This is a genomic window from Streptococcus hyointestinalis, assembly GCF_011039275.1.
Classification (GTDB): domain Bacteria; phylum Bacillota; class Bacilli; order Lactobacillales; family Streptococcaceae; genus Streptococcus; species Streptococcus hyointestinalis_A.
In genome coordinates this window covers 1-25,953 of sequence record NZ_JAAKGB010000001.1, presented here as the reverse complement: position 1 = coordinate 25,953, position 25,953 = coordinate 1, and the positions used below count along the sequence as shown (strand labels likewise).

Annotated in this window: 18 protein-coding genes, 13 tRNA genes, 3 rRNA genes and 2 pseudogenes; 2 read left to right on the top strand and 34 right to left on the bottom strand. The window is 43.5% G+C overall.

What is annotated here, in order from left to right:
• Together G5B60_RS00180 and G5B60_RS00175 are read right to left on the bottom strand one after the other, a co-directional pair.
• A complete protein-coding gene (locus tag G5B60_RS00180; RefSeq protein ID WP_164682051.1) occupies window positions 1-444 on the bottom strand; it encodes a zinc-dependent MarR family transcriptional regulator in 444 nt (147 codons plus the stop codon).
• Window positions 445-605: 161 nt separating this feature from the next.
• Entirely contained in the window at window positions 606-1,172 is a 567-nt protein-coding gene (locus G5B60_RS00175; RefSeq protein WP_164682050.1) for a TetR/AcrR family transcriptional regulator, read from the bottom strand.
• A gap of 133 nt (window positions 1,173-1,305) precedes the next feature.
• Between G5B60_RS00175 and G5B60_RS00170 the strand changes: the two genes are divergently transcribed.
• Together G5B60_RS00170 and G5B60_RS00165 are read left to right on the top strand one after the other, a co-directional pair.
• Window positions 1,306-2,454 carry an alpha/beta hydrolase gene (locus G5B60_RS00170; RefSeq protein ID WP_164682049.1) on the top strand — a complete coding sequence of 383 codons (1,149 nt, stop codon included), beginning with the start codon at window positions 1,306-1,308 and terminating at the stop codon, window positions 2,452-2,454.
• A gap of 17 nt (window positions 2,455-2,471) precedes the next feature.
• Window positions 2,472-3,032 carry a hypothetical protein gene (locus tag G5B60_RS00165; RefSeq protein ID WP_164682048.1) on the top strand — a complete coding sequence of 187 codons (561 nt, stop codon included), beginning with the start codon at window positions 2,472-2,474 and terminating at the stop codon, window positions 3,030-3,032.
• A 339-nt stretch (window positions 3,033-3,371) separates the two neighbouring features.
• On the opposite strand, the gene G5B60_RS00160 is transcribed toward G5B60_RS00165, so the two are convergent.
• The 32 genes and pseudogenes from G5B60_RS00160 to dnaA all read right to left on the bottom strand — a co-directional run.
• Window positions 3,372-3,455 (bottom strand) — tRNA-Leu (locus tag G5B60_RS00160).
• Window positions 3,456-3,460: 5 nt separating this feature from the next.
• Window positions 3,461-3,532 (bottom strand) — tRNA-Gln (locus tag G5B60_RS00155).
• An 8-nt stretch (window positions 3,533-3,540) separates the two neighbouring features.
• Window positions 3,541-3,613, bottom strand: a tRNA-His gene (locus G5B60_RS00150).
• 11 nt (window positions 3,614-3,624) lie between these two features.
• A tRNA-Trp gene (locus G5B60_RS00145) sits at window positions 3,625-3,695 on the bottom strand.
• Window positions 3,696-3,701: 6 nt separating this feature from the next.
• A tRNA-Tyr gene (locus G5B60_RS00140) sits at window positions 3,702-3,782 on the bottom strand.
• 15 nt (window positions 3,783-3,797) lie between these two features.
• A tRNA-Phe gene (locus G5B60_RS00135) sits at window positions 3,798-3,870 on the bottom strand.
• Window positions 3,871-3,877: 7 nt separating this feature from the next.
• Window positions 3,878-3,951 (bottom strand) — tRNA-Met (locus tag G5B60_RS00130).
• Window positions 3,952-3,960: 9 nt separating this feature from the next.
• Window positions 3,961-4,050 (bottom strand) — tRNA-Ser (locus G5B60_RS00125).
• Window positions 4,051-4,056: 6 nt separating this feature from the next.
• Window positions 4,057-4,128: transfer RNA gene (locus tag G5B60_RS00120), tRNA-Glu, on the bottom strand.
• 9 nt (window positions 4,129-4,137) lie between these two features.
• Window positions 4,138-4,211, bottom strand: a tRNA-Ile gene (locus G5B60_RS00115).
• 27 nt (window positions 4,212-4,238) lie between these two features.
• Window positions 4,239-4,309: transfer RNA gene (locus G5B60_RS00110), tRNA-Gly, on the bottom strand.
• A 5-nt stretch (window positions 4,310-4,314) separates the two neighbouring features.
• Window positions 4,315-4,387 (bottom strand) — tRNA-Val (locus G5B60_RS00105).
• A gap of 4 nt (window positions 4,388-4,391) precedes the next feature.
• Window positions 4,392-4,507 (bottom strand): 5S ribosomal RNA (gene rrf / locus G5B60_RS00100).
• An 80-nt stretch (window positions 4,508-4,587) separates the two neighbouring features.
• Window positions 4,588-7,485 (bottom strand): 23S ribosomal RNA (locus G5B60_RS00095).
• A gap of 114 nt (window positions 7,486-7,599) precedes the next feature.
• Window positions 7,600-7,672, bottom strand: a tRNA-Ala gene (locus G5B60_RS00090).
• Window positions 7,673-7,725: 53 nt separating this feature from the next.
• Window positions 7,726-9,274: ribosomal RNA gene (locus G5B60_RS00085) — 16S ribosomal RNA — on the bottom strand.
• The 16S, 23S and 5S rRNA genes sit together here with 13 tRNA genes alongside, the layout of an rRNA operon.
• 309 nt (window positions 9,275-9,583) lie before the next feature.
• Window positions 9,584-10,315, bottom strand: a pseudogene (locus G5B60_RS00080) (CHAP domain-containing protein); the annotation flags it as partial.
• A gap of 89 nt (window positions 10,316-10,404) precedes the next feature.
• Window positions 10,405-12,384, bottom strand: coding sequence for an ATP-dependent zinc metalloprotease FtsH (ftsH, locus tag G5B60_RS00075; protein WP_164682046.1), 1,980 nt, complete (start codon window positions 12,382-12,384; stop codon window positions 10,405-10,407).
• A gap of 18 nt (window positions 12,385-12,402) precedes the next feature.
• Window positions 12,403-12,945 (bottom strand): hypoxanthine phosphoribosyltransferase, encoded by a 543-nt coding sequence (hpt, locus tag G5B60_RS00070; RefSeq protein ID WP_164684051.1) that lies wholly within the window; start codon window positions 12,943-12,945, stop codon window positions 12,403-12,405.
• 9 nt (window positions 12,946-12,954) lie between these two features.
• A pseudogene (tilS, locus tag G5B60_RS00065) lies at window positions 12,955-14,220 on the bottom strand (tRNA lysidine(34) synthetase TilS); the annotation flags it as partial.
• Window positions 14,217-15,503, bottom strand: coding sequence for a serine hydrolase (locus tag G5B60_RS00060; RefSeq protein WP_164682045.1), 1,287 nt, complete (start codon window positions 15,501-15,503; stop codon window positions 14,217-14,219). The gene G5B60_RS00060 and the pseudogene tilS, both read right to left, overlap by 4 nt.
• The gene (locus G5B60_RS00055) at window positions 15,500-15,622 is read right to left on the bottom strand and encodes an SP_0009 family protein (protein WP_115267943.1); all 123 of its coding nucleotides are present in this window, start codon (window positions 15,620-15,622) and stop codon (window positions 15,500-15,502) included. The genes G5B60_RS00060 and G5B60_RS00055 overlap by 4 nt, the downstream gene beginning before the upstream one ends.
• A 4-nt stretch (window positions 15,623-15,626) precedes the next feature.
• Window positions 15,627-15,998: an FtsB family cell division protein gene (locus G5B60_RS00050; protein ID WP_115267942.1), complete on the bottom strand. Its 372-nt coding sequence runs from the start codon at window positions 15,996-15,998 to the stop codon at window positions 15,627-15,629.
• Entirely contained in the window at window positions 15,991-16,257 is a 267-nt protein-coding gene (locus G5B60_RS00045; RefSeq protein WP_164682044.1) for an RNA-binding S4 domain-containing protein, read from the bottom strand. Before G5B60_RS00045 ends, G5B60_RS00050 begins: the two co-directional genes overlap by 8 nt.
• A gap of 58 nt (window positions 16,258-16,315) precedes the next feature.
• Window positions 16,316-19,819 carry a transcription-repair coupling factor gene (mfd, locus tag G5B60_RS00040; RefSeq protein WP_164682043.1) on the bottom strand — a complete coding sequence of 1,168 codons (3,504 nt, stop codon included), beginning with the start codon at window positions 19,817-19,819 and terminating at the stop codon, window positions 16,316-16,318.
• A 5-nt stretch (window positions 19,820-19,824) separates the two neighbouring features.
• Window positions 19,825-20,394 carry an aminoacyl-tRNA hydrolase gene (pth, locus tag G5B60_RS00035; RefSeq protein WP_164682042.1) on the bottom strand — a complete coding sequence of 190 codons (570 nt, stop codon included), beginning with the start codon at window positions 20,392-20,394 and terminating at the stop codon, window positions 19,825-19,827.
• 80 nt (window positions 20,395-20,474) lie between these two features.
• The gene (gene ychF, locus G5B60_RS00030) at window positions 20,475-21,590 is read right to left on the bottom strand and encodes a redox-regulated ATPase YchF (RefSeq protein WP_164682041.1); all 1,116 of its coding nucleotides are present in this window, start codon (window positions 21,588-21,590) and stop codon (window positions 20,475-20,477) included.
• An 81-nt stretch (window positions 21,591-21,671) separates the two neighbouring features.
• Window positions 21,672-22,016: a helix-turn-helix domain-containing protein gene (locus tag G5B60_RS00025; protein ID WP_164682040.1), complete on the bottom strand. Its 345-nt coding sequence runs from the start codon at window positions 22,014-22,016 to the stop codon at window positions 21,672-21,674.
• Window positions 22,017-22,124: 108 nt separating this feature from the next.
• Complete coding sequence (locus G5B60_RS00020) at window positions 22,125-22,331, bottom strand: DUF951 domain-containing protein (protein ID WP_164682039.1); 207 nt, start codon at window positions 22,329-22,331, stop codon at window positions 22,125-22,127.
• Between the two features lie 10 nt (window positions 22,332-22,341).
• Window positions 22,342-23,220: a diacylglycerol/lipid kinase family protein gene (locus G5B60_RS00015; protein WP_164682038.1), complete on the bottom strand. Its 879-nt coding sequence runs from the start codon at window positions 23,218-23,220 to the stop codon at window positions 22,342-22,344.
• Window positions 23,221-23,307: 87 nt separating this feature from the next.
• The gene (gene dnaN, locus G5B60_RS00010; RefSeq protein ID WP_164682037.1) at window positions 23,308-24,441 is read right to left on the bottom strand and encodes a DNA polymerase III subunit beta; all 1,134 of its coding nucleotides are present in this window, start codon (window positions 24,439-24,441) and stop codon (window positions 23,308-23,310) included.
• Between the two features lie 153 nt (window positions 24,442-24,594).
• Window positions 24,595-25,953: chromosomal replication initiator protein DnaA (dnaA, locus tag G5B60_RS00005; protein ID WP_164682036.1), on the bottom strand; the 1,359-nt coding region annotated here is incomplete at its 5' end.

The window sequence follows — 25,953 nt, the reverse complement described above, 5'->3', positions numbered from 1 at the left end:
TCACTCCTTAATTATCTCAGACACACGTCCCATAAAGCGTTCAATCACCGCTTGTTCCTCTTCTGAGAAATCACTAAACAATCTATCATAAGCCATCAACGTCAACTCATGATGATGACGATGTTCTTTCGCAATTGGAATTCCTGCCTCTGTCAATTCAAAGAGCACAATACGACCGTCACGCTCATCTTTCACCGACTCAATCAACTGTTTTTGCAACAATTGCTTAACCGCCTTTGTGACTGCTGCTTGACTGACCACTAGCTCCTTAGACAAGCTCGAGTTGGTCATACGACCACCGTCAAGCAATAACATCAAAATATGCTCTTGCGTATTTGTCAACTCAACACCACTTTGACAAGCACCCAATAAAAACTCATGTTGATTTTCAGAACTCATCACGATTTGGTTGATAAGGCGATCCAATTCATCTTTTATAGCCATAAGAACCTCCTTTTAATTAACCAGTTAATTATATCATAAAAAAGGACACGTGACAATGAAATGGTGAATATAATCACCAGTTGGGAAAATTACAAGTAAAGCAATATAGCAAATGTGATCCTACAGCTAAAAATAGTGTCGAAATTTCTATCTTACACTCTTTAAAAATCAAATGTTTTTACAATTTGGCTAAATAGCTCTTGGATATTTTGTGCCACCTCTTGCGCCTCTCTAGGAGGTGTTTCCATTAACCAGTGGCTGATAATATTGGAATAGCCTCCTACTATAAAGTGAAGTACATCATCCAATTTTTGACTTGAGACCTCTCTGACATGCCATGGTGCATCAAACGATTTATAAAGGGTTACAGCGACATTATTAAATCTTAATAAAAGAAGAGGAAATTTTTGATTGATTATCAGCAGCCGTAATTTACTTTGTTCAGCTTTAAAATAATTCAGAGTTACAAGTATCAGACCTTCAAAAGTGGTCTGTTTTAGGATAGTCTCATTCAATAAACGGTAGTTTTCAATAAATGTATGAATGTAAAATTTTAAAATTGCCTGCTTATTTTGAAAATAACGGTAAAACGTACGCCTTGATACACCAGCTTCGTCTAAAATTTCATTCAAAGTTATCTCATCAAAGCTATCTTTTTCTAAAAGTCGGAACATCGCTTCTACAATTTTGTCCTTCGACTGACGAATTTGTTCTTTTTTGCCATTCATATTAGTCCCCTTTCAAATGTGCCACTTTTTAATAAATTTATAGCACATTAGGGATAAAGCTTGTTTTTATCCCATATTTTGGTACTCTCTAAATGTGCCCTTATTATAACACATTTATAAGGAGGTGATAACAATGGAAAATTATACAGGTGTCGGACAATTTGATTTTCAAATTTTACGATTCACCAATCAACTCAAACATCAATACTCTGAGGTGAGGGAAGATTTAAAAGTTATCAGCTACAGCATTTATGACTTTGAATCGTGGTATCAATGGTGGTATAAAAAGGCACAAGAATACGAGAAAAGTAACCTCTTAGAACTTGCTATGACCTACTATAGAGCATCTTTGTTTTACCTAAGTTTCTCTGATAGCCGTAAACAGGACGCTTATCAGTGCTTCAAAAGGTGCTTTAACAGATATTATCAAGATAAAAACCTTATTTATCTTTCTATCCCCTATAAATCAGCTAAACTACCTGCTGTCTCTATTCCATATACTGGTGCGACAAAAACACTGCTTGTCATTGGAGGATTTGATTCTTTTATGGAAGAATTAGTCAATTGGTTTTATCCTTTACAATCTCAAATAAAAATGAATCTTCTCCTCTTTGACGGACCTGGTCAAGGTTCTGTCCCTTTTCAACACCTTTATTTCGAATCTGATTATGAAAAGGTGGTAACGACAATTCTAGACTATACTCACTTAGATGAGGTAGACGCCATTGGCATTTCGTGGGGTGGCTATTTTGTCCTTCGGTCAGCAGCCTTTGAAAAGCGCATTAAGCGGTGTATTTGTTTTGATATTTTCTATTCGGGAAACGACGCTTTACAGCTACAGGTAAGACCGCCAGAATATTTATTTTTAAGAATGATATTGTTTCTTAAACAAAAAAAGTTTATCAACTGGGTGATCACCAATCGGGCACAAAACAATGTGGACTTAAAATGGATGTTACAACACGGGCTTGACATTACAGGAGAGAAAAATGGTTATGATTTCATCAAAAATATCGCTCATCACCATTTAAGGAGTGCTCTTCCCTTAATCACCCAAGAATGTCTCCTACTAGCTGGTAGCAAAGATAGATATGTTCCTCAAAAACGCTTAAAAGACATGACAAAAGAGCTAATACAGGCTAAAAGAGTAGTCACAAAGCTTTTTACTGAAAAAACAGGCGGTGCCCTACATTGCCAAATTGATGATATTAAGCCAGCTTTGGAGGAAATCACTGCTTTTTTGACATCAAGATCACTTAATGTAGCACACAATAAAAAATAAATTTTAGGAGATTTCTTATGAATAAAAAACTAATAACCTTAACCCTTATTCTTACTGGCACTGTTTTACTAGTAGGCTGTAGCAACAATACACAAACAACGGAGTCACATTCCTCAAGTAGTTCTACAACAAAAACAAGCAGCACATCTAGCTCTAGTTCGACAGCGGACAGCACTTCATCGTCTTCTACAACAAGTAAGATTTCAGAAGGTACTCTAACATATACAGACGGCTCTAAAATATACGTTAGTGATGAGGGAGAATTTACAGTAACCCTTACGGATAATACCAAAATCAGCCGTAGTGCTGATGGTACCTATGCTATTAATAAAGCTGACGGAACAACTATCGCTAAAGAGGCCAATGGAACCTACGCTCTGACATTTACTTCTTCAGGGCTTACTGTTTCTTATAATGCAGAGGATGATTCCTATGTTATCACAGAGACTTCAGGGGTCGAAACGGGTAACGGTCGCGCTAAACTCAACACTTATCTCTCAAACCATGGTTACTCAACATTGGATACCTACGACAAGCAAGTACAAGATATTGTAGATTATATTTCTAAAAATCAATGACTATAGTAGCTTTAGTAAACAGTTACTACAAACCTTTAAAATAATATAAAAATGACACGAAATCAATCGTTTAGAGATAAAGATTTCATGTCATTTTTTGTTTAAGAAATTTAGGCACTCCCTTACTTATGATTCTTACTTACTGCATAAAGGAATTAATACGGAAGTTATTTTCAAAATTGTGAGATATAAAGCTACTCAATGCTAATTAATAAGAAGTTTAAAAAAGTAGAAACTACCTTCTATGCAACAAATCAATCTTGGAAAGAAATGGGTATAGAATTTTAAAAAGACGTCAAAAAATCCCAGTAGTAATAGCACTCTACTGGGAAAATTCTATACCGGCGGCCGGGGTCGAACCGGCACGTCCGTGAGGACACTGGATTTTGAGTCCAGCGCGTCTGCCAATTCCGCCACGCCGGCAAAAACTGGGGTAGCTGGATTCGAACCAACGCATGAGGGAGTCAAAGTCCCTTGCCTTACCGCTTGGCTATACCCCAATAAAAAGGGCGAATGATGGGAATCGAACCCACGAATGCCAGAGCCACAATCTGGTGTGTTAACCACTTCACCACATTCGCCATATTCAAAACACGGGCAGTAGGAATTGAACCCACACTGAAGGTTTTGGAGACCTTAGTTCTACCTTTAAACTATGCCCGTTCAATATGGAAGGGGAGGGATTCGAACCCCCGAACCCGAAGGAGCGGATTTACAGTCCGCCGCGTTTAGCCTCTTCGCTACCCTTCCAAAATATAAATTTAATGGCGCGAGACGGAATCGAACCGCCGACACATGGAGCTTCAATCCATTGCTCTACCAACTGAGCTACCGAGCCAACTTTATTGCGGGAGCAGGATTTGAACCTACGACCTTCGGGTTATGAGCCCGACGAGCTACCTAGCTGCTCCATCCCGCGATAATCTTAAGGAGGATGTGGGATTCGAACCCACGCACGCTTTTACACGCCTGACGGTTTTCAAGACCGTTCCCTTCAGCCAGACTTGGGTAATCCTCCAAATAATAGTCCGTACGGGATTCGAACCCGTGTTACCGCCGTGAAAAGGCGGTGTCTTAACCCCTTGACCAACGGACCATATAATGATGGGCACAAGTGGACTCGAACCACCGACCTCACGCTTATCAGGCGTGCGCTCTAACCAGCTGAGCTATGCGCCCAGATTATAGAAATCTGGAATTCTATAAAGCGGGTGACGAGAATCGAACTCGCGACAACAGCTTGGAAGGCTGTAGTTTTACCACTAAACTACACCCGCATATATGGGAGTTAACGGGATCGAACCGCTGACCCTCTGCTTGTAAGGCAGATGCTCTCCCAGCTGAGCTAAACTCCCTATAGCCAAGCGACTACCATATCTAACAGGGGGCAACCCCCAACTACATCAGGCGTTCTAGGGCTTAACTACTGTGTTCGGCATGGGAACAGGTGTATCTCCTAGGCTATCGTCACTTAACTATTGAATAGATCTCTTGTCTACTCAAAATTGAATAACTATCTAAACAAGTTAACCTTACGCTACTTCTTTATGACTCTTTGGATAAGTCCTCGAGCTATTAGTATTAGTCCGCTACATGTGTCACCACACTTACACTCCTAACCTATCTACCTGATCATCTCTCAGGGCTCTTACTGATATAAAATCATGGGAAATCTCATCTTGAGGTGGGCTTCACACTTAGATGCTTTCAGCGTTTATCCCTTCCCTACATAGCTACCCAGCGATGCCCTTGGCAGGACAACTGGTACACCAGCGGTAAGTCCACTCTGGTCCTCTCGTACTAGGAGCAGATCCTCTCAAATTTCCTACGCCCGCGACGGATAGGGACCGAACTGTCTCACGACGTTCTGAACCCAGCTCGCGTGCCGCTTTAATGGGCGAACAGCCCAACCCTTGGGACCGACTACAGCCCCAGGATGCGACGAGCCGACATCGAGGTGCCAAACCTCCCCGTCGATGTGAACTCTTGGGGGAGATAAGCCTGTTATCCCCAGGGTAGCTTTTATCCGTTGAGCGATGGCCCTTCCATACGGAACCACCGGATCACTAAGCCCGACTTTCGTCCCTGCTCGAGTTGTAGCTCTCGCAGTCAAGCTCCCTTATACCTTTACACTCTGCGAATGATTTCCAACCATTCTGAGGGAACCTTTGGGCGCCTCCGTTACCTTTTAGGAGGCGACCGCCCCAGTCAAACTGCCCGTCAGACACTGTCTCCGATAGGGATAACCTATCTAGGTTAGAGTAGCCATAACACAAGGGTAGTATCCCAACAACGCCTCCATTGAGACTGGCGTCCCAATTTCATAGGCTCCTACCTATCCTGTACATGTGGTACAGATACTCAATATCAAACTGCAGTAAAGCTCCATGGGGTCTTTCCGTCCTGTCGCGGGTAACCTGCATCTTCACAGGTACTAAAATTTCACCGAGTCTCTCGTTGAGACAGTGCCCAAATCATTACGCCTTTCGTGCGGGTCGGAACTTACCCGACAAGGAATTTCGCTACCTTAGGACCGTTATAGTTACGGCCGCCGTTTACTGGGGCTTCAATTCAGATCTTCGCTAAAAGCTAAACCCTCCTCTTAACCTTCCAGCACCGGGCAGGCGTCACCCCCTATACATCATCTTACGATTTAGCAGAGAGCTGTGTTTTTGATAAACAGTTGCTTGGGCCTATTCACTGCGGCTGACTTAAAGCCAGCGCCCCTTCTCCCGAAGTTACGGGGCCATTTTGCCGAGTTCCTTAACGAGAGTTCTCTCGCTCACCTGAGGCTACTCGCCTCGACTACCTGTGTCGGTTTGCGGTACGGGTAGTGTATGATTAACGCTAGAAGCTTTTCTTGGCAGTGTGACATCACTCACTTCGCTACTAAACTTCGCTCCCCATCACAGCTTGGTGTTATAGATATAAGCATTTGACTCATATCACACCTCACTGCTTAGCCCAGCACTTCCAATCGCTGGGACAAGTTAGCCTACTGCGTCCCTCCATCACTTCATACACTAGTACAGGAATATCAACCTGTTGGCCATCGGATACACCTTTCGGTCTCTCCTTAGGTCCCGACTAACCCAGGGCGGACGAGCCTTCCCCTGGAAACCTTAGTCTTACGGTGGATGGGATTCTCACCCATCTTTCGCTACTCATACCGGCATTCTCACTTCTATGCGTTCCAGCGCTCCTCACGGTACACCTTCAACACACATAGAACGCTCTCCTACCATCCCCTAAGGGATCCACAGCTTCGGTAAATTGTTTTAGCCCCGGTACATTTTCGGCGCAGGGTCACTCGACTAGTGAGCTATTACGCACTCTTTGAATGAATAGCTGCTTCTAAGCTAACATCCTAGTTGTCTGTGCAACCCCACATCCTTTTCCACTTAACAATTATTTTGGGACCTTAGCTGGTGGTCTGGGCTGTTTCCCTTTCGACTACGGATCTTAGCACTCGCAGTCTGACTGCCGATTATATCTCATTGGCATTCGGAGTTTATCTGAGATTGGTAATCCGGGATGGACCCCTCACCCAAACAGTGCTCTACCTCCAAGAGACTTAACATCGACGCTAGCCCTAAAGCTATTTCGGAGAGAACCAGCTATCTCCAAGTTCGTTTGGAATTTCTCCGCTACCCACAAGTCATCCAAGCACTTTTCAACGTGCCCTGGTTCGGGCCTCCAGTGAGTTTTACCTCACCTTCACCCTGCTCATGGGTAGGTCACATGGTTTCGGGTCTACGACATGATACTAAGTCGCCCTATTAAGACTCGGTTTCCCTACGGCTCCGTCTCTTCAACTTAACCTCGCATCATATCGTAACTCGCCGGTTCATTCTACAAAAGGCACGCTCTCACCCATTAACGGGCTCGAACTTGTTGTAGGCACACGGTTTCAGGTTCTATTTCACTCCCCTTCCGGGGTACTTTTCACCTTTCCCTCACGGTACTGGTTCACTATCGGTCACTAGAGAGTATTTAGGGTTAGGAGATGGTCCTCCCAGATTCCGACGGGATTTCTCGTGTCCCGCCGTACTCAGGATACTGCTAGGTATAATCACTATTTCGACTACGAGGCTTTTACTCTCTTTGGCTCATCTTTCCAGATGACTCGTCTATAATCATTAAGTCCACATTGCAGTCCTACAACCCCAAAGAGTAAACTCTTTGGTTTGCCCTCTTACCGTTTCGCTCGCCGCTACTAAGGCAATCGCTTTTGCTTTCTCTTCCTGCAGCTACTTAGATGTTTCAGTTCACTGCGTCTTCCCTCCTACACCTTAACAGTGTAGGATACTAACCATTAGTTAGTGGGTTCCCCCATTCGGACATCCCTGGATCAGCGCTTACTTACAGCTCCCCAAAGCATTTCGTCGTTAGTCACGTCCTTCATCGGCTTCTAGTGCCAAGGCATCCACCGTGCGCCCTTATTAACTTAACCTTATTTGGTCTATTGACCTTAAACTCATTAAATCACAGCGTTTCGGTTTATTTTCTTGTTGCTATTTGATAGTTATTCAATTTTCAATGGACAATCTAGAATCTTACGATTCTATGGAGCCTAGCGGGATCGAACCGCTGACCTCCTGCGTGCAAAGCAGGCGCTCTCCCAGCTGAGCTAAGGCCCCACAAGACCTCTCAAAACTAAACAAGACAATGTACAGTTCCGTTTTTTCCTTAGAAAGGAGGTGATCCAGCCGCACCTTCCGATACGGCTACCTTGTTACGACTTCACCCCAATCATCTATCCCACCTTAGGCGGCTGGCTCCTAAAAGGTTACCTCACCGACTTCGGGTGTTACAAACTCTCGTGGTGTGACGGGCGGTGTGTACAAGGCCCGGGAACGTATTCACCGCGGCGTGCTGATCCGCGATTACTAGCGATTCCGACTTCATGTAGGCGAGTTGCAGCCTACAATCCGAACTGAGACTGGCTTTAAGAGATTAGCTTGCCGTCACCGACTTGCGACTCGTTGTACCAGCCATTGTAGCACGTGTGTAGCCCAGGTCATAAGGGGCATGATGATTTGACGTCATCCCCACCTTCCTCCGGTTTATTACCGGCAGTCTCGCTAGAGTGCCCAACTGAATGATGGCAACTAACAATAAGGGTTGCGCTCGTTGCGGGACTTAACCCAACATCTCACGACACGAGCTGACGACAACCATGCACCACCTGTCACCGGTGTGCCGAAGCAAAATCCTATCTCTAGGACGGGCACCGGGATGTCAAGACCTGGTAAGGTTCTTCGCGTTGCTTCGAATTAAACCACATGCTCCACCGCTTGTGCGGGCCCCCGTCAATTCCTTTGAGTTTCAACCTTGCGGTCGTACTCCCCAGGCGGAGTGCTTAATGCGTTAGCTGCGGCACTGAGTCCCGGAAAGGACCCAACACCTAGCACTCATCGTTTACGGCGTGGACTACCAGGGTATCTAATCCTGTTTGCTCCCCACGCTTTCGAGCCTCAGCGTCAGTTACAGACCAGAGAGCCGCTTTCGCCACCGGTGTTCCTCCATATATCTACGCATTTCACCGCTACACATGGAATTCCACTCTCCCCTTCTGCACTCAAGTCTCACAGTTTCCAAAGCGTACAATGGTTAAGCCACTGCCTTTAACTTCAGACTTATGAAACCGCCTGCGCTCGCTTTACGCCCAATAAATCCGGACAACGCTCGGGACCTACGTATTACCGCGGCTGCTGGCACGTAGTTAGCCGTCCCTTTCTGGTAAGATACCGTCACGACATGGATTTTCCACTCCCACATCCGTTCTTCTCTTACAACAGAGCTTTACGATCCGAAAACCTTCTTCACTCACGCGGCGTTGCTCGGTCAGGGTTGCCCCCATTGCCGAAGATTCCCTACTGCTGCCTCCCGTAGGAGTCTGGGCCGTGTCTCAGTCCCAGTGTGGCCGATCACCCTCTCAGGTCGGCTATGTATCGTCGCCTTGGTAAGCCGTTACCTTACCAACTAGCTAATACAACGCAGGTCCATCTGATAGTGGAGCAATTGCCCCTTTTAAACTAATAACATGTGTTATTACCTCTTATGCGGTATTAGCTATCGTTTCCAATAGTTATCCCCCGCTATCAGGCAGGTTACCTACGCGTTACTCACCCGTTCGCAACTCATCCAGAAGAAGCAAGCTTCTCCCTTCAGCGTTCTACTTGCATGTATTAGGCACGCCGCCAGCGTTCGTCCTGAGCCAGGATCAAACTCTCATTTAAATCATGATTTGTTTGAGTCTTCACTCATTCTGTTCTCTGACAGATTTATTTTTGACTTCTTTAAGAAGCCCTGCACATCGTCTTGTTCAGTTCTCAAAGGTCTTTGTCTCTCAAGAGACAACTTCTATATTCTATCAAACTTTTAATAGCTTGTCAACACTTTTTTTGAAGTTTTTTCAACCTCTCGTGTTAACGTCCTCTCGTTTGACAGCTATATTAGTTTATCAAACTTCATCTACACTGTCAATAACTTTTTTAATCTTTTTTATAAAAAAATGAAAAAAGGCCCTAAGGTCTTTTCTCTTAGTCTATCGCGATATAGCGGCGAGCCCCAGAATAACTGATATAGGAAAGCCACTCATAGCCGTCTGAGATGACCGTTTTATCATAGCGGACACTGCTGCCGGCATCGTAATAGGCGATATCGCTGCTGGATTGTTGGGGTGCGTTCTTGATCCCGTGGCGGCTAGTGAAGGTGTAGGTGCCGCTGGTTGAGAGTGTACTTGATGGTGATGGGGTTGACTGCACAGATGGGGATGAGGTTACGGTGCTTGCCCCCAGGTCCTTGAAGTGGATGTAGCCGGACACTTGGCTTTTATGGAAGCTGCGGCGGTAGTATTTCTCGGGACCTTGGCCGCAATCGTAGTTGTACTCCTCAATGGTGACAGTATCGCCATTGACTTCTGCCACCCAGGCCACATGTCCATAGCCTCCTGCGCCGTTAACGCCAGCTGAGAACCAAGCGACGGAACCGACAGCGGGAGTCATGTCTACGCGGTAGCCTTGGCTTCTAGCCACACTGCCCCAACTGATGGCATTGCCATACCCGCCAGGGAGGCTAAAGCCATTAGCGCTGCTTAGTCTGAAGGCGACGAAGGATGTACACTGTCTTAGGTACATGCCCCAGCTATCGGCGCCGTAGCCACTCTTCCACTGGTTCGGGTAGTTATCACCCAGCACTGCGGCTTCGCTAGTAGTGTTTAGGGCTAGGCTACCGCCTAGCAGGCTTAGTAATAATAGGCTTTTGTATTTTGCTTTCATATATCCTCCTCGTATTACTTATTCGAAAAGGAATAGGAAACATAAAGGAAAACACATAAAAAAGCCAACTTAGGTTGGCTTTTTGGGGATTAGTCTTCGTCAGAAGAATTTTCTTGAGCCATTTTTTCTTTGACTTCGTCATAAGAAAGAGCATGTTCTTCGTTATCTTCTTTTTCTTCTGGCATTTTTCCTGTCTCGTAGATAGACTTAATCTGAGCGGCATCGAGGGTTTCGTATTTCAGAAGTGCCTCTGCAATCAGACGGTGTGTTTCACGATTATTGTTGATGATATCTGCTGCTGTGTTGCGTGCTTCGTTAAGGAGATTGCGTACTTCATCATCAATAAGCTGTGCTGTTTGGTCTGAATAAGAGTGTTCTGGTGTAAATTGTCCTGGTTGCATAGCATGGCTACCTTCGTACTGAACAGGACCAAGCTTATCACTCATACCGTACTCTGTAACCATAGCACGAGCCATTTGTGTCGCTTGTTCAAAGTCGTTTGAAGCCCCTGAAGTTTGGGCATTAAAGACAATCTCTTCTGCAACACGCCCACCCATGAGACCTGCAAGTTGTTCTTTAAGATCTTCTTTAGACAGAAGCATTTGATCTTCTTTAGGAAGGGCAATCATATAACCGCCTGCACGTCCACGAGGAACAATAGTTACTTTATGGACAACACGGGCGTTTGAAAGCGTTAGACCAACAATAGTATGTCCTGCTTCGTGGTAAGCCACCATTTGGCGCTCATGCTCTGAAACAGTGCGGTCTTTCTTAGAAGGTCCTGCAATAACACGGTCTTCCGCTTCATCAATATCACTAGCATCAATAATTTTTTTGTTGCGACGAGCAGCAACAAGTGCTGCTTCGTTAAGGACATTTTCAAGGTCAGCACCAACAAAACCTGGGGTTTGCTGAGCTACCACCTTCAAGTCAACATCATCTGCCAAAGGTTTGTTTTTAGCATGGACACGAAGAATAGCCTCACGGCCTTTCACGTCGGGACGACCAACTAAGACCTTACGGTCAAAGCGTCCTGGACGCAAGAGAGCAGGGTCAAGAACATCACTACGGTTTGTTGCAGCGATAACAATAATATTTTCATTGCCCTCAAAACCATCCATCTCAATCAAGAGCTGGTTAAGGGTTTGCTCACGCTCGTCGTTTCCGCCACCCATACCAGCGCCACGGCGACGACCGACAGCATCGATTTCATCGATGAAAATGATGGCACGCCCTGCTTTTTTAGCGTCCTCAAAAAGAGAGCGCACACGGCTGGCACCGACACCAACAAACATTTCAACAAAGTCTGAACCGGAAATGCTAAAGAATGGCACACCAGCCTCACCAGCAACGGCTTTGGCAAGAAGGGTTTTACCTGTTCCTGGAGGTCCTTCAAGAAGAACACCGGCAGGAATGCGTGCTCCAAGGGCTTTATAGCGTTGTGGGTCTTTCAAGAAGTCAACGACTTCAACCAATTCTTGTTTTTCCTCTTCTGCACCGGCAACGTCAGAAAAACGGACTTTGACTTCACCCTTATTGGCAGAGCGGGCTTTGTTTTTGCCAAAACTCATGGCACCACGGGCACCGCCACCACTTTGATTCATCATCATCATGAAAAAGACGATCATAATGACGATAGGAACGAAGCTTGCTAAAAATGAAATCCATGCGCCACTTGAACTCTCAGGTTTAACAGTTACTTCTGTATCAGCACTGTCAGCTGCGTCTGTAATATCCTTGATAGAAGTATCACTTGGAAGAGCAACTGCTGTGAAAGAAGTTACTTTTGTGGAGGTAGAATTACCTAAAAAAGAAAGCCCAGTTGTATTTTTGACTGTTTTAGCTTTATTGTATTTACCACTGATTTCGATGACACTACCGCTAGGTTGGTAGGTCAGAGACTTGATTTCACCGTTTTTTAGCTGCTTCACTAAAGTTGAGTAGCTAATCTGCTGACTCTGTGTATTGTTACCTCTAAAATAATACTGAATAGAGGTTACCAGAGCCACAATAACAAGAATGTAAATAAAGGAACTTCGGATGAAGCCATTATTTTTATTGTTTTTCATAGAGTTTGTTAACCTTTACTAATTAGAATAAATTTCTTCTTTTAAGACACCAACGTAGGGAAGATTGCGATAGTTTTCAGCGTAGTCTAAGCCAAAACCAACGATAAATTCATTTGGTACATCATAGCAGACATAATCTGCGTCAATCTCGACAACTCGACCTTCTGGTTTGTCAAAAAGAGTTGCGATTTTAACGGATTTTGCTTGACGGTACTTAAACATATCACGTAGATACTTGAGTGTACGTCCAGTATCGATAATGTCCTCAATGAAGATAATATCTCGTCCTTCAACGTTTGTATCAACGTCTTTCAAGATTTTTACTTCACCACTACTGGTTGTTCCACCATGATAGCTTGAGACCACCATAAAGTCAATCTCAACATGCGTATCAATATGCTTCATCAACTCTGCCATAAATGGAACGGAGCCTTTTAAAACACCGACTAACAGTGGATTTTTGTCTTTGTAGTCCTCTGTCAACTGTGCTCCCAACTCTTTTGTTTTACGAATAATGTCTTCCTCGGTGTAGAGGACTTTTTTGATATCGTTTTCGAGCATATGATCTCCCTTATTTACGCTTTGATAGTATAATTTGCCTATCATTATATCATGTTTAGAGGCTTTTCTCAAATAAGTTTTACGACTTGTGAGAATAAAAATAATCTCACCTTTCTGCTCACCAATAATCGCTTCTTCTCGCTCTTTTTGGGACAATTTGTCATCAATAAATAAACGACGCACTTTCTTTGTAAAATGCCCAAAAGAAATCTTGTCTCCTGCCTGTCTGTGACGTAGTGTTATGGGACTAGTGTCATACAGAGGAATGGCTAATGAAAGCTGCTCCTTGTCATAGGAAAAGCGATAGCCATCATAAACCAGCGCCTCACCAGCTGCTAGTAGACAAGGAGATGACAAGAAAGAGATGGTTTCTTTTTTATCCACCCAAAAGCGCTCCTCGTCCTTATGCAAGATATAATTACTTTTCAAGGAATAGGTAAGCTGTTTGTGGCTTCGGAGCAAGTCAAGCACCGTCTCAAACTGACGACGACTCAGCTCTAAGTCTGAAAATTGCGAGAAATACTCCTCCAAAGCTAGAGCCTGCACCGCATCAGACTGACTAAGAAAGACAGCGTTCTGGGTTATATCGAGAGACGCTATCAAATCCCGAAAAGCTTGATAAGCTAGACGACTGTCATCTGCTAAGTGGCATAAGGCTGTTTTTAACTGGGCATTTTCACGCTCAAGGAGCGGCAAATAGCGATTTCTCACACGATTTCTAAAATAGTGCTCTGACTGGTTGGACGTATCCACAAAGTGCACTGTATCAGGAAGCTCTGCCTTTTTTAGCGTCAGAAAAGGTCGTATCAGCTCACCAGTTGCAAAATTTTGCACTTCCTTGATGGCTGCTAAGTGACGCAAACGGCTGCCACGGATAATCCGCATAAGAACCGTCTCCGCCTGATCATCGGCATGATGAGCCGTTGTCAGCGCAGTGTAGTTGTACTTTTGCATGCACTTTTTGAAAAAGTCATAGCGAAAATCACGCGCACGCTTTTCTGAAAAAAGCCCCTCAAAATGAGCTACATAAATGGGAAGGTCGTGTTCTCTTGCCCATTGACGCAAATACGCTTCTTCTGTTGTTGACTCAGGGCGCTGCTGGTGATTGACATGAGCAATCGCAAGCTCAATGCCTAAAGTTTCTCTATGCTTATAGAGAAACTGCAGCAAATTCATCGAGTCAATGCCAGAAGACACCGCCACCAAAACCTTTTGGTGTTTGTCAAAGAGGCGCTTTTTTTGAATATAGGCTAATAAATCATTATACTGGGTCATTTCAATATATTGTAAATATCATCTGCAATTTGGCTAATGTCATCATAGGACGCCTTGTCTGTAAAGATAGACAAGATGAACGGCGAGTCCGTATAGACAATAGCAACGTCATGCTTGTAGTCGTAAGCATCTCCAATTTTGTGAGCTACCTTCACAGGGATATTCTTTGAGATACGCTCCGTATCAAAGTCCGTCTGAGAGAGGTAATCAATAATGCGACCATTTTGGTAATAAATAGCCTCCATGAGATTACCTGCACTATGAGCGGACAATTGACGCCCTGTCATATCCCAACTTTGACCAGCTATAGTACGCACCGTTTGATAAAAAGAGCTATCAAATTGATTCGCAGCGTAATAGCCTAGCATGTTAGCAGCGACATTGTCAGAGTGCTTGGCCGTTAGCTGCAAAAGCTCATCAACAGAATAGTCTTTGTTGTCTGCTTCCTTATTCAGCTTACCACTCCCACTTGGATCATAAGAACCATTAAAATGATTGACCGCATCGACATAAGTCCATTTTTGAGAATAGGACAGCTCTCCTGTATTGATTTTTTCCTGAGTGACATAAAGCGTTGCTAGCTTAGCAACACTGGCAGCGTACATGTTTTGGTCCATATTGATACCAGCGATAGACTGAGTGGTTAGCTGCTTGACATAGATACTGTAGTTGGATTTATTGTACTTGCTGTTGAGTAATGCCTGCACTTTTAGCATGCGTGTATCTGTCGTTGAGGTATCTTCCTCAGAAATCCAGCCACCATTTTCAAGCTTATAGTAGGTACCGTAGTAAGTCACTGCCTTTTCCACCAGATGAAGCTTATCGCCAGCACTTAGAGTGCTAGCCTGCTTAGCAACACCATAAGTGTAAGGAGCACTGTATAAGCTACTGCTGTTTTTTAGCCATCTCGTCTCGTCAATACTCTCACTACTGATAATGCTGTCGTCAAAGATAAGATTACGACTTGCCTCAATGTAAGTCCCATCAGCTAACTGAAATACCTTGACACCTTTGCTGTTTGTCAAAATAGTCTCTACGTCTAAAAGCGTTTCTTTTGGAAGCATACTAGAGGCGCTCGTTAGCTCAGGGTCGCTATAGGTCATGCTAGCAACTGCAAGACGAGGTGCTTTGGGAACATCTGTAAAGTATAGTAATTGTGTCGCTGTTGAGTTTGAAAAAGTCTCTTTTTGAGCTTCTGAGAGCTCTCCGTCACGCTCTGTACTATCCACCGTCCTAGGCAAAAAGAGAAAAGTAGACAGCAGGATAATCGCTAGCTTTTTCATCTCTCCTCCTCTTTGCCATAGACCGTTTCTAAAAGCTCTTGATTCATTTGTGAGAGTTCTTCTAATTTGTCATCTGAATGCTCAAGAAAACGCTCAATGATTGTTACTATATTTTCCATATTGTTATTTTGGTAATAAACCTGGAACCAGATAAATGGTCTCACCGTCCTTTGAGAGATAGTACTTAGCACGTGCATACTTCTCAATGTAGGTTGTATCCTGCAAACTCTTTGCTAGAGCCTGCTCTTTTGTTGTCTTTTCAGACAGAGCTTTATACTCTTTATTGAGCTTTGCGATTTCTTTTTTATTTGACTGAATGCTGCGGTAGCTCTCCACCAAATTAAAGGTGGGAAGGATAAAAAGCAAAATCACAAAGAGCATGATAATCCCCATCAAACGGTGACGTTTACTGGCTTCTGCCTCCTCGTATCGTGTTTTTTGGTTTTCGTCTTGTATGTATTGATTATTTAGCTGAACGATATTTTTTTTACTCATCGCCTTCAATCCTTGTTTCGCTTACGATTTCATACATTTTAGCAGCGTCTTCTTTTTTGGTACTGTCTTTCATCTCTAAGACACGAACCGTTAAAAGCTTATTGCCAAAGCGAATCTCAATCTCATCTCCTACTTTCAAGTCTGTAGAAGATTTGGCTAGGATACCATTGACCTTAATACGTCCCTTGTCAGCGACTTCTTTTGCGACAGGACGACGTTTAATAATTCTAGAAACTTTTAAATATTTATCTAAGCGCATGATTTCACCTCACTCTTGGCTTATATTCTAACATTTTTTGAGCTTTTATGGCTATATTTTATGTATTGGCTTGATTTTCTTTCTCTTCTTTTCGTGCGGCAAGTGTCTTTGCAAAAGTAATCAGCTCTTCTAAAATCGTATAATCTTTTTGATTTCTAACGTCAAAGATAAGCTCGACCTTACCTTGATTGTCACTGATACGGGATTTTAGCTTGGTTTTTGAGAGAGCTTCAAAATAATCTTGCGTCAAGAAATGCTGAAGCGATACTTTTTCAAAGGCAACGACTACTTGATTTTGTTTGCGGGTGACACGCTCAGCAAAACAGCTATCAAGATAGGCTTTTAGTAAGCCAATCTCTAAAAGATAAGCAACCTCATCTGGATAATCGCCGAAGCGATCCATCAAATCTTGCTGCAGCTCCTCATAGTCTGCCTGACTCTCTATCTCACGGATACGTTTGTAGATATCAATCTTTTGACGCTCATCTGTGATGTAGTCCTTCGGAATGTAAGCGTCAATTTGGAGCATAATCTCCGTATTGCTCTTTTGTCTAGCTGTAGATTTGCCTTGTTTGTGAGCGATTGCTTGCTCGAGTAATTGCGAATACATCTCAAATCCAACAGAGTCGATAAAACCACTCTGTGAAGCGCCTAGGATATTACCCGCACCTCGAATCGCTAAGTCCCGCATGGCAATCTTAAAACCAGAACCCAGCTCTGTAAAGCCTTTGATAGCGTCTAGTCTCTTTTCAGAAACCTCAGTCAAAATCTTGTCTGGGCGATACATGAGATAAGCATAAGCAATGCGGTTTGAGCGCCCAACACGTCCACGCAACTGATAGAGTGTAGAGAGACCCATGTGGTCAGCATTTTCGATGAAGAGCGTATTGACATTTGAAATGTCGACACCTGTCTCAACGATGGTCGTTGCAACCAGCAGGTCATACTCTCCATTGATAAAGTCTAGAAGGGTGTTTTCCAGCTGAATCTCGCTCATCTGACCATGAACAAATCCGATATTAGCCTCAGGCACTAGCTCTCGAAGTTCAGTCACCTTTTGCTCCATGGTCTCAACTTGATTGTAGATATAGAAAGCCTGCCCGCCACGATCCATCTCACGAAGCAATGCCTCACGCACCGTACCAAGATTGGTCTCCATGACGTAGGTTTGGACAGGATAGCGGTTGGTTGGCGGTGTTTCAATGACCGACAAGTCCCTTATACCAAGCATAGACATGTGAAGCGTTCTTGGGATAGGGGTCGCTGTTAAGGTCAGCACATCCACCTTGGTTTTCAGCTCTTTGAGCGTTTCCTTGTGCTTAACGCCAAAACGCTGCTCCTCATCAATAACAATCAAGCCCAAATCTGAAAAAGTCACGTCTTTTGAGAGCAGACGATGTGTTCCAATGATAATGTCAATCTGCCCTTTTCTAAGCTTTTCAAGTGTTTCATTTTGCTCTTTTTTACTCCTAAAACGACTCAAAACATCAACCGTTACAGGGAAGTTAGCAAAACGTTGACTGAAGTTTTCATAATGCTGCTGTGCTAGGACTGTTGTCGGCACTAAGATAGCCACTTGCTTGTGGTCTTTGACCGCCTTAAAGGCTGCACGCATAGCGACTTCCGTCTTACCAAAGCCGACATCACCAACTAACAGACGATCCATAGGATGAGAACTTTCCATATCCTGTTTGATTTCCTTGATGGAGCGCAATTGGTCCTCTGTCTCCACGTAGGCAAAGTCACTGTCAAAATCATGTTGAAGGTCATCGTCTTTTGAAAAGGCAAAGCCTTTTTGCTGACTGCGCTCAGCGTAGAGCTTGATGAGGTCGTCTGCGATATCCTCAACCTGCTTAGCCACATGTTGCTTGGTCTTTTTAAAGCGACCATCATTTAGCGTATTGAGCTTAGGTTCTTTACCATCAGCAGAGACGTATTTGGATAATAACTCAATCTGCTCAACGGGAATCGAGATACGGTCGGCGTTTTGGTATTGAACGGTTAGGTAGTCTCTGTGAACCCCACCGATTTCCATGGTTTCAATGCCAAGATAGCGACCAATACCATGCACATTGTGCACCACATAGTCGCCCACTGACAGCTCATTATAATCTTTTAAACGCTCAGCATTGCTGATATTGGTACGTCGTCTTCTACGCTTGATACGCTTATGAAAAATCTCACGCTCTGTTATCAAGACCAGCTTTTCATCCGCAAAGTAAAAACCACTGGATAACTGACCAATCATCAACTGCACTTGATGTGGCAGAAGTTCCTCGCTGTTTGATATAGCGACCTCTAAATCATACTCTTCCAAGGTTTTTTGTAGACGCTCTAAACTTTGCGAAGAAGAGACCTGCAATAAAACAGTAGCTTTAAGCTTATGATAACGGTTAATCTCATCGACCAAGAGAGGAAATTGATTGAAAAATTCCTGCATGGCATACTGTGTCAACTGATAGCTATGCGAAAAGCGTAAATTGCCCAGACCCTTGTGAAAGGTTGAAAAGAAAGTGGCTGGCTGGTAAGCTCTTAGCTTTTGATAACTGTCTGCTAGATAGGTTAGACTTGAGAAAGCTTTACCCCTCTGTAAATCTTCTGTCAAGAGATTAGCTGCTTCTAAGTCTACCTTGGCATTTTTGTCTGTCAGCTTTTGAAAATCATCAAAGAAAAGCGGTGTGCCTTCTGGCAGATAATCAAGTAACGTCCATTCTTTTTCGTAGAAGAGACTGAGAAACTTACGTGTCTCTTGATGCACCATCTTTTTCTGACAAGACGATAAGATTTCAGACAAATTGCTTTTGAGTGGCTCATCAGAAAGCTCTATCTGGCGCTCTAGATGGCTACTTGCTCGCTCAAAATCAGGCTCCTGCAAAATCATATCGCTAGCTGGTGACACACTAACCTCATCCAATTGTTCTAGAGATTTTTGCGACTCTACATCAAACAAGCGAATCCCGTCAAGTTCATCTCCAAAAAACTCTAGACGATAGGGCTTCTCCTGCGTCATCTCAAAAATATCTAAAATATCCCCACGACGGCTAAATTCTCCTGGTGAAGTCACTTGAGATACCTTTTCATAGCCGATTGTAGACATGTGCTTGACAAGTGTGTCAAGGTCCAGCTCAACTCCAACCTTAAAGGTGTACCTGCTGCTATCATAAACCTCAGGCGAAGGAAGCAAGACCCGCAAGCCCATCAGACTCACCACAAGTATACCTGACTGACTGTCATCCCTTAGAAAATCTAGGGCTGCTAAGCGAGAAGCCGCCTTATCAAGAGAAGAAAAAATAAACTCTGCTGCAAGGACATCATCTGTGAAAAAAGAATAAACCTTGTCCTCTCCTACTAAGTCAATCAAGTTAGCCGATAATTGCTCAGCTTCGTGTTGACTAGCAGTTACCACAACGATTTTTTTCCCTTGTGAGCGGTAGACAGAAGCTATCGCCACTGCCTTACTACTTCCAGATAAACCTGTCACTAATTGTCTGCTTTGTAGTGACACATGACTATGCCACTCTTGTATCGTCTTGTTGCGACTGAATAAATCAATTATATCCATTTTAATCACCCGTTAAAACGTTTTGTTGTTTGTTCGAAATCATTCGATTGTAAATAAAAGTTGACAGCACTATCAACCTTGTCAAGGCTATTGTCAATCGTGATACGCTCTTCTGTATCAAATGTTCCTAGCACGTGATTGATAACGCTCATCCCCTCTTTAGGACGCCCAATGCCAATCTTGATACGATTAAAGTCCTGCGTATTGAGGTGGGCGATAATGCTCTTAATCCCATTATGACCACCTGCTGAGCCTTTCTGGCGAAGGCGCAATTTGCCTACAACCATATCTAGGTCATCATAGATAACCACCATATCAGAAAGGTCAATATTGTAGTAGGTCAAAAGCGCCTTAACAGCAATACCACTGTTGTTCATAAAAGTGGTCGGCTTCACAAAATAAACCTTCTCACCATTGATAAAGGCACTGCCTACTTCTGCTTTGAAGGTTTTATCCTCTGTAAAGGTCACGTCAAGATTTTTGACAATCTTGTCAACAGCTATAAAGCCAACATTATGACGTGTACCATCGTATTTACTGCCTGGATTTCCCAGACCAACAATCATTTTTACCATATTTCTTCTCACTTTCAAAATACAAAAACGGTTAAGAAACGTTTTTAAGTTTCCTAACCTTTTGCTTCATTCATTTGTGCTTAGACGTTAAATCTAAATTCCATGATATCGCCGTCTTGAACGACGTAATCTTTACCTTCTTCACGCAAGCGTCCAGCTTCTTTGACTGCTTTTTCGCTTCCGTACTTAATCAAATCATCATAAGACATGGTAACCGCTCGGATAAAGCCACGCTCAAAGTCTGAGTGAATGATACCTGCTGCTTGAGGCGCCTTAATACCACGCTTAAAGGTCCAAGCACGCACCTCTTTTTCACCAGCGGTGAAGTAAGTGCCAAGCCCTAGCAAATGATAAGCAGCACGTGTCAATTTATCGACACCAGACTCACTAAGACCCATCGCCTCAAGAAACTCTGCCTTGTCCTCATCGTCCAACTCAGAAATTTCCTCCTCGGCACGCGCTGAGATAACAACAACCTCAGCATTTTCCGTTGCAGCAAAGTCACGAATTTGCTGCACATAGTCGATACTATCTGGATCTGCTACCTTGTCCTCATCGACATTTGCCACGTATAAAACAGGCTTAGTTGTCAGTAAGAAGAGCCCTTTGACGATTTGTTTTTCCTCGTCTGTAAAGTCAATGGTACGCGCTGACTTGCCATCTTCAAGGACAGGTTTGATTTTTTGAAGCACGTTAAACTCAGCAACAGAATCTTTGTCCTTTTGTGTTCGTGCCATCTTCTCAACACGAGCGTAGCGTTTATTGATAGACTCAAGGTCTGCTAAAATCAACTCAAGGTTAATGGTATCAATATCGGCTAGAGGGTCAACAAAGGCATCCTCACGCCCTTGCTCACGCATGACATTCTCATCATCAAAGGCACGCACAACATGGACAATAGCATCCACCTCACGGATATTGGCTAGGAATTTATTTCCAAGGCCCTCACCTTTTGACGCTCCCTTTACGATACCAGCAATATCTGTAAATTCAAAGGTCGTAGGTACCGTTTTTTTCGGTGTGATAAGTTCAGTTAACTTTTGCAAGCGCTCGTCTGGCACTTCCACCATACCAACGTTTGGGTCAATGGTTGCAAAAGGGTAATTGGCAGCCTCCGCACCTGCCTTGGTAATTGCATTAAAAAGTGTCGACTTACCAACGTTTGGTAATCCAACAATACCTGCTGTTAAAGCCATAGTTGCATCTTTCTCCGTTCATTTTTTCAATCACAACCATTATAGCATAGTTTACGCAAAAAAACTCGCCCTAGAGCCAGTTTAGCCAAAAATGGAGCGCAGCTGTGACAAAAACCACACCAAAAGACCTCCAACTGGAAAAACGGTCCACCAATAATTGGCAAAAAACTCCCAGATGTTCATCGATCTGTCTTTTTCAACGACCCGCTCTATTTTGACCTCTGGTGCTTTGGCAAGGATAAGCTCGTCTAGAGACACTTGCAAGACCTCAGCAAGCTTTATCGTATGCTCCAAGTCTGGTGTCGCTTCTGCATTTTCCCATTTGGAGATTGCCTGCCTTGAGATAAAGAGGTCTTTGGCGAGTTCATCTTGGGATAAGTAGCGCTCTTGGCGAAGTTTTTTCAGTTGCGTTGAGAATGTTGTCATAAAGGAACCCCCTGATTTTCTAGCTTTAAAATAACAGGTGATGACCTGTTCTAGCAAGCACTTTTAGCTGCAACTAGGCGTTGCACCCTGCGTCAAAAAGCTGTTTTATTAGTCTTTTGCTGGTTGCAAAACCTTTTTAAGCTTACGCTCAAAGTCATGACGGCTCATCATCACAACATGCTCACAATTAGTGCAGCGAATCTTGATATCAGCACCCAGACGCACCACTTCCCAAGCGTTCGCTTTTTTACCTGTTGCTTTAATCGTACAGGCATGAGGTTTTTTCATTTCGACAATCGAACCTAAAGTATACATAGCATTCTCCCTAAAGATAAATATAGCGCTTTTCTGGGGTCAAATCGACATGTTTTAGTGCGACAATCTCCCCATCAATCTCAATAATAGCGTCGTCCTCAAAGTCAACAGAAAGTCTCCGAACACTTCTATGCGAGAGACGAGACGACTTGTGGTGCCTTTTTAAAACCAAAGTCAATAAAATAGCTAAGCGTCCCCAAAAAGAGCTTCCCTGTGCTGTGACGATTTCTAAACGTGAGGTAGTTGCACTTGCTTCTGGCCAAATGACAACACCACCACCAAAAGTGCGGTTATTAGCTAGTGAACACAAAAACAAATCCGATAAAGACAGTTTCTCGCCATCCTCATAAGTAAGCGTCACATCAGCCCTTGGCTGTTTAAATAAACACTTAATCGCAATCAAAATATAAGTGAGTTTACCTAGATGACACTTGTTAAACCAATATTTGAGACGAGACTGCGACGCTTCTTTGACCACATAAGCCGCAAAACCTAAGTCTAGGCTGTTTAGCACAAGCCCACCTTGGTAAGTAAAGACTGTGATTTCCGTTTCTTGCCCTTTATCCAGCCTGTCTAGGGTCACTTCGAGTCTTGGCAGATGCAAAGCATGTGCAAAGTCATTGCCAGAACCTACAGGATAATAGCCAAAAGGAATCGTTTTTGGCAGGTGATAGAGCGTTTTTGATAGCGTCCCGTCTCCACCGATAATCAAAACCTTATCACCCTCTTGATACTGCGATAGCAAACGCTTGACCTGACGTTTCTCATCATCTGGATAGCGTGTGAGAAAAACAAGGACAGGTTTATGATAAGTGTGTTTGATAGCTTTAGTAACCGTTAGGGCTTGGCGATTTCCTGCATGGGGATTGGCAATGATAAGTAGTGTCATACCATGTATTATAGCACAAGAAAGCCCCTTCTTCTAACAAATGATACTCAAAAAGGCTGAGGAACTCAGCCTTTTACTTATCCACAATTAGTTGGTACGAACAGGGGTAATCAATTGAATAAAGTTTTCTGCGTCATCAGCAGGGGTCAGAGTGAAAGGACGAACTGGTGAGATGAAACGCACCGTCACAGACTCGCTCTTAAGTGCTTTGAGGGCTTCAATCAGATAAGTTGGGTTAAAGCTAATGGTCAAGTCACTTCCAGACTGACTGAGCGTCTCTAGCTCTTCATTAACCTTACCAACTTCTGGCGAGTTGACGTGAGCAGATACTTTGTCAGCTTCAATCTCTAAGCGCACTGTACCGTTTTGTGTGGCATTAGAAATCAAGAAAGCACGCTCCATAGCATGGCGAAGCGATTCCGTTTTAAAGACAACCTCTGTCTCAAATTGGTTGGTCAACAGACGATCTGTATCTGGATAAGTCCCTTCTAGCATACGGGTGTAAAAACTGATATGCTCGCTCTTAAACAAGACTTGACTATCGGATAGATAAATCTCAACTGTTTTGATATCATCGCTAAAAACAGCTGAAAATTCACGAAGAGAGCGGCTTGGAAGCACAACATCAAACTCTGTTGTGCTATCTTCTAGGTGGAGCTTACGTTGGCTCATACGGTGTGAGTCAGTCGCCACAGCCTTGAACTCTTGATTAGCTAGAACCATATGCACACCAGTCAAAATCGGACGGCTCTCTTGCTGACTAGCTGCAAAAGCTGTCTCAGCAATCAAGGTTTTCAGTAACTTGGTTTCTAAAACTAGAGGATTGCTTGTTCCCACTTCTTGCAGACGAGGGTATTGATCAACATCTTTTCCTTTAAGCGTGATTTCTGACTTGCCACTTCTTAGCACAATTTGATGATGGTCAATTTCTTCTAAATCAACACTGACATCTGGAAGACTAGAGACAACATTGATAAAGAAACTGGCTTCAAGAAGAATAGAGCCTGTTGAGCTGATGAGAAGCCCTGCATTTTCATTACTAGTAGGGATGGTATTTTCAATAGAGATTTGTCCATTAGAACCTGTCAGTGTAATAGCTGATGAGCTTACTTCAAGTTTGAGACTAGACAAAATAGGAATAGCATTTTTAGAAGCGATAGCTCGTTTTGTGGCTAGTAGAGCTTGGAGAAAAAGAGATTTATTGATGGAAAATTTTAGCATAACAACTCCTTTATTTATAAATAGTATAGGTAGTAGTAGTAGTAGGGACTGTGGATAAGGTGGAAAATCAGATCAAACGAGTGCGTGCCAAGGCAAAAGACTTGTGCACAAGTTGTGGAAAACTCTGTCTTTTAGAGAGAACTTATCCACATGTTAACGAATTTTCGTTTTAATGGTTTCAAGCTCAATGCGCAGATTATCATCCTGAGCCAGCATATTTTTGATTTTATTGTAAGCGTGAAGAACGGTTGAGTGGTCACGCCCTCCAAAAGATTTGCCAATTTTAGGCAGACTGTTGTCGGTCATCTCACGGGCAAGATACATAGCTACTTGACGAGCGAGAACAATGTCCTGCGTGCGCTTAGTCGCCTTGATTTCCTTGACCGTGACACCGTAAAATTTTCCAACCTGCTCTTGAATATCATCAATAGAGATGACATTCATTTTAGGGCTGTCGTTTTTACGGGCTCGAATGGCTTCTGCTGCAATCTCCACGGTCACGGTATCAACGTGCTTAAAGCGTGCCACAAGGTCAATGTCCTTGAGAGCACCTTCTAAATCACGGACATTAGCACTAAACTGGTTCGCCAAATATTCAATGGTATTTTGCTCAAAGTCATAAGGCAATTCTTGGATTTTATTGGTGAGAATGGCAACACGTGTCTCATAATCTGGCGGGGTGATGTCAACGGTCAATCCCCAGCTAAAGCGTGTAACCAAGCGCTTTTCAAGTCCATTTAATTGATCAGGGATACGGTCACTCGTTAGCACAATTTGCTTGTTATTGCTGTGCAGGACATTAAAGGTATTGAAAAATTCCTCTTGAGTTGCTTTCATTTTTGAAGTGCCCATGGACTGGATATCGTCAATGAGGAGCACATCAAGTGTCCGAAAGCTCTCTTTCATCTCCTCTTTTTTCCCTGTCTGCAAGCTCTTTAGAAATTCATTGATAAAGGTTTCAGCAGAGATGTAGCGGATTCTAGCGTTGGGACGGTCTTTTAAAATTTCATTACCAATGGCATTAAGCAGATGCGTCTTACCAAGCCCAGGACCTCCGTAGATAAAGAGCGGGTTATAAATAGTCCCAGGAGAGCTAGCGACCGCTATAGCAGCCGCTTTAGCCCATTTATTGCCCTCTCCTTGAACGAAGTTGTCAAAACTGTATTTGTCGTCAATATTAGAGACAACAGGCGCTAAATGCGGTGTTTCTAACACTTCCTCTACCAATCCCTCACCTTGTTCTTCAAAAGTGGTAGGTGTTTTTGGTTCTTCAAAGGTAAAGTGGCATTTGATTTCAACGTTAAAAATTTCAAAGCCTGCCGTCAGAATGACGGATTTGAGATTTTGCCGCCAAAACATTTGTTTGACCTCGTCTAGGTAGATGGTTGCAATTTGGTTATCAATACTAATCAAGCGAGCGTCAGCAACAAAATAATCATAGGCAGCTTGTTTTAATTCGTCTCGAGCCAACTCCAGTACTCGATTCCAAAATAACTGTTCATTTTCGGTCAT

Excerpts from the sequence above, each read along its gene's own strand:
- G5B60_RS00015 (WP_164682038.1), bottom strand. The coding sequence starts at position 23,220 with ATGACACTACTTATCATTGCCAATCCCCATGCAGGAAATCGCCAAGCC.
- G5B60_RS00050 (WP_115267942.1), bottom strand. The coding sequence starts at position 15,998 with ATGAGTAAAAAAAATATCGTTCAGCTAAATAATCAATACATACAAGAC.
- G5B60_RS00175 (WP_164682050.1), bottom strand. The coding sequence starts at position 1,172 with ATGAATGGCAAAAAAGAACAAATTCGTCAGTCGAAGGACAAAATTGTA.
- G5B60_RS00045 (WP_164682044.1), bottom strand. The coding sequence starts at position 16,257 with ATGCGCTTAGATAAATATTTAAAAGTTTCTAGAATTATTAAACGTCGT.
- G5B60_RS00180 (WP_164682051.1), bottom strand. The coding sequence starts at position 444 with ATGGCTATAAAAGATGAATTGGATCGCCTTATCAACCAAATCGTGATG.
- G5B60_RS00055 (WP_115267943.1), bottom strand. The coding sequence starts at position 15,622 with ATGGAAAATATAGTAACAATCATTGAGCGTTTTCTTGAGCATTCAGAT.
- G5B60_RS00025 (WP_164682040.1), bottom strand. The coding sequence starts at position 22,016 with ATGACAACATTCTCAACGCAACTGAAAAAACTTCGCCAAGAGCGCTAC.
- ychF (WP_164682041.1), bottom strand. The coding sequence starts at position 21,590 with ATGGCTTTAACAGCAGGTATTGTTGGATTACCAAACGTTGGTAAGTCG.
- G5B60_RS00165 (WP_164682048.1), top strand. The coding sequence starts at position 2,472 with ATGAATAAAAAACTAATAACCTTAACCCTTATTCTTACTGGCACTGTT.
- dnaN (WP_164682037.1), bottom strand. The coding sequence starts at position 24,441 with ATGCTAAAATTTTCCATCAATAAATCTCTTTTTCTCCAAGCTCTACTA.
- mfd (WP_164682043.1), bottom strand. The coding sequence starts at position 19,819 with ATGGATATAATTGATTTATTCAGTCGCAACAAGACGATACAAGAGTGG.
- pth (WP_164682042.1), bottom strand. The coding sequence starts at position 20,394 with ATGGTAAAAATGATTGTTGGTCTGGGAAATCCAGGCAGTAAATACGAT.
- G5B60_RS00060 (WP_164682045.1), bottom strand. The coding sequence starts at position 15,503 with ATGAAAAAGCTAGCGATTATCCTGCTGTCTACTTTTCTCTTTTTGCCT.
- ftsH (WP_164682046.1), bottom strand. The coding sequence starts at position 12,384 with ATGAAAAACAATAAAAATAATGGCTTCATCCGAAGTTCCTTTATTTAC.
- hpt (WP_164684051.1), bottom strand. The coding sequence starts at position 12,945 with ATGCTCGAAAACGATATCAAAAAAGTCCTCTACACCGAGGAAGACATT.
- G5B60_RS00020 (WP_164682039.1), bottom strand. The coding sequence starts at position 22,331 with ATGTATACTTTAGGTTCGATTGTCGAAATGAAAAAACCTCATGCCTGT.
- G5B60_RS00170 (WP_164682049.1), top strand. The coding sequence starts at position 1,306 with ATGGAAAATTATACAGGTGTCGGACAATTTGATTTTCAAATTTTACGA.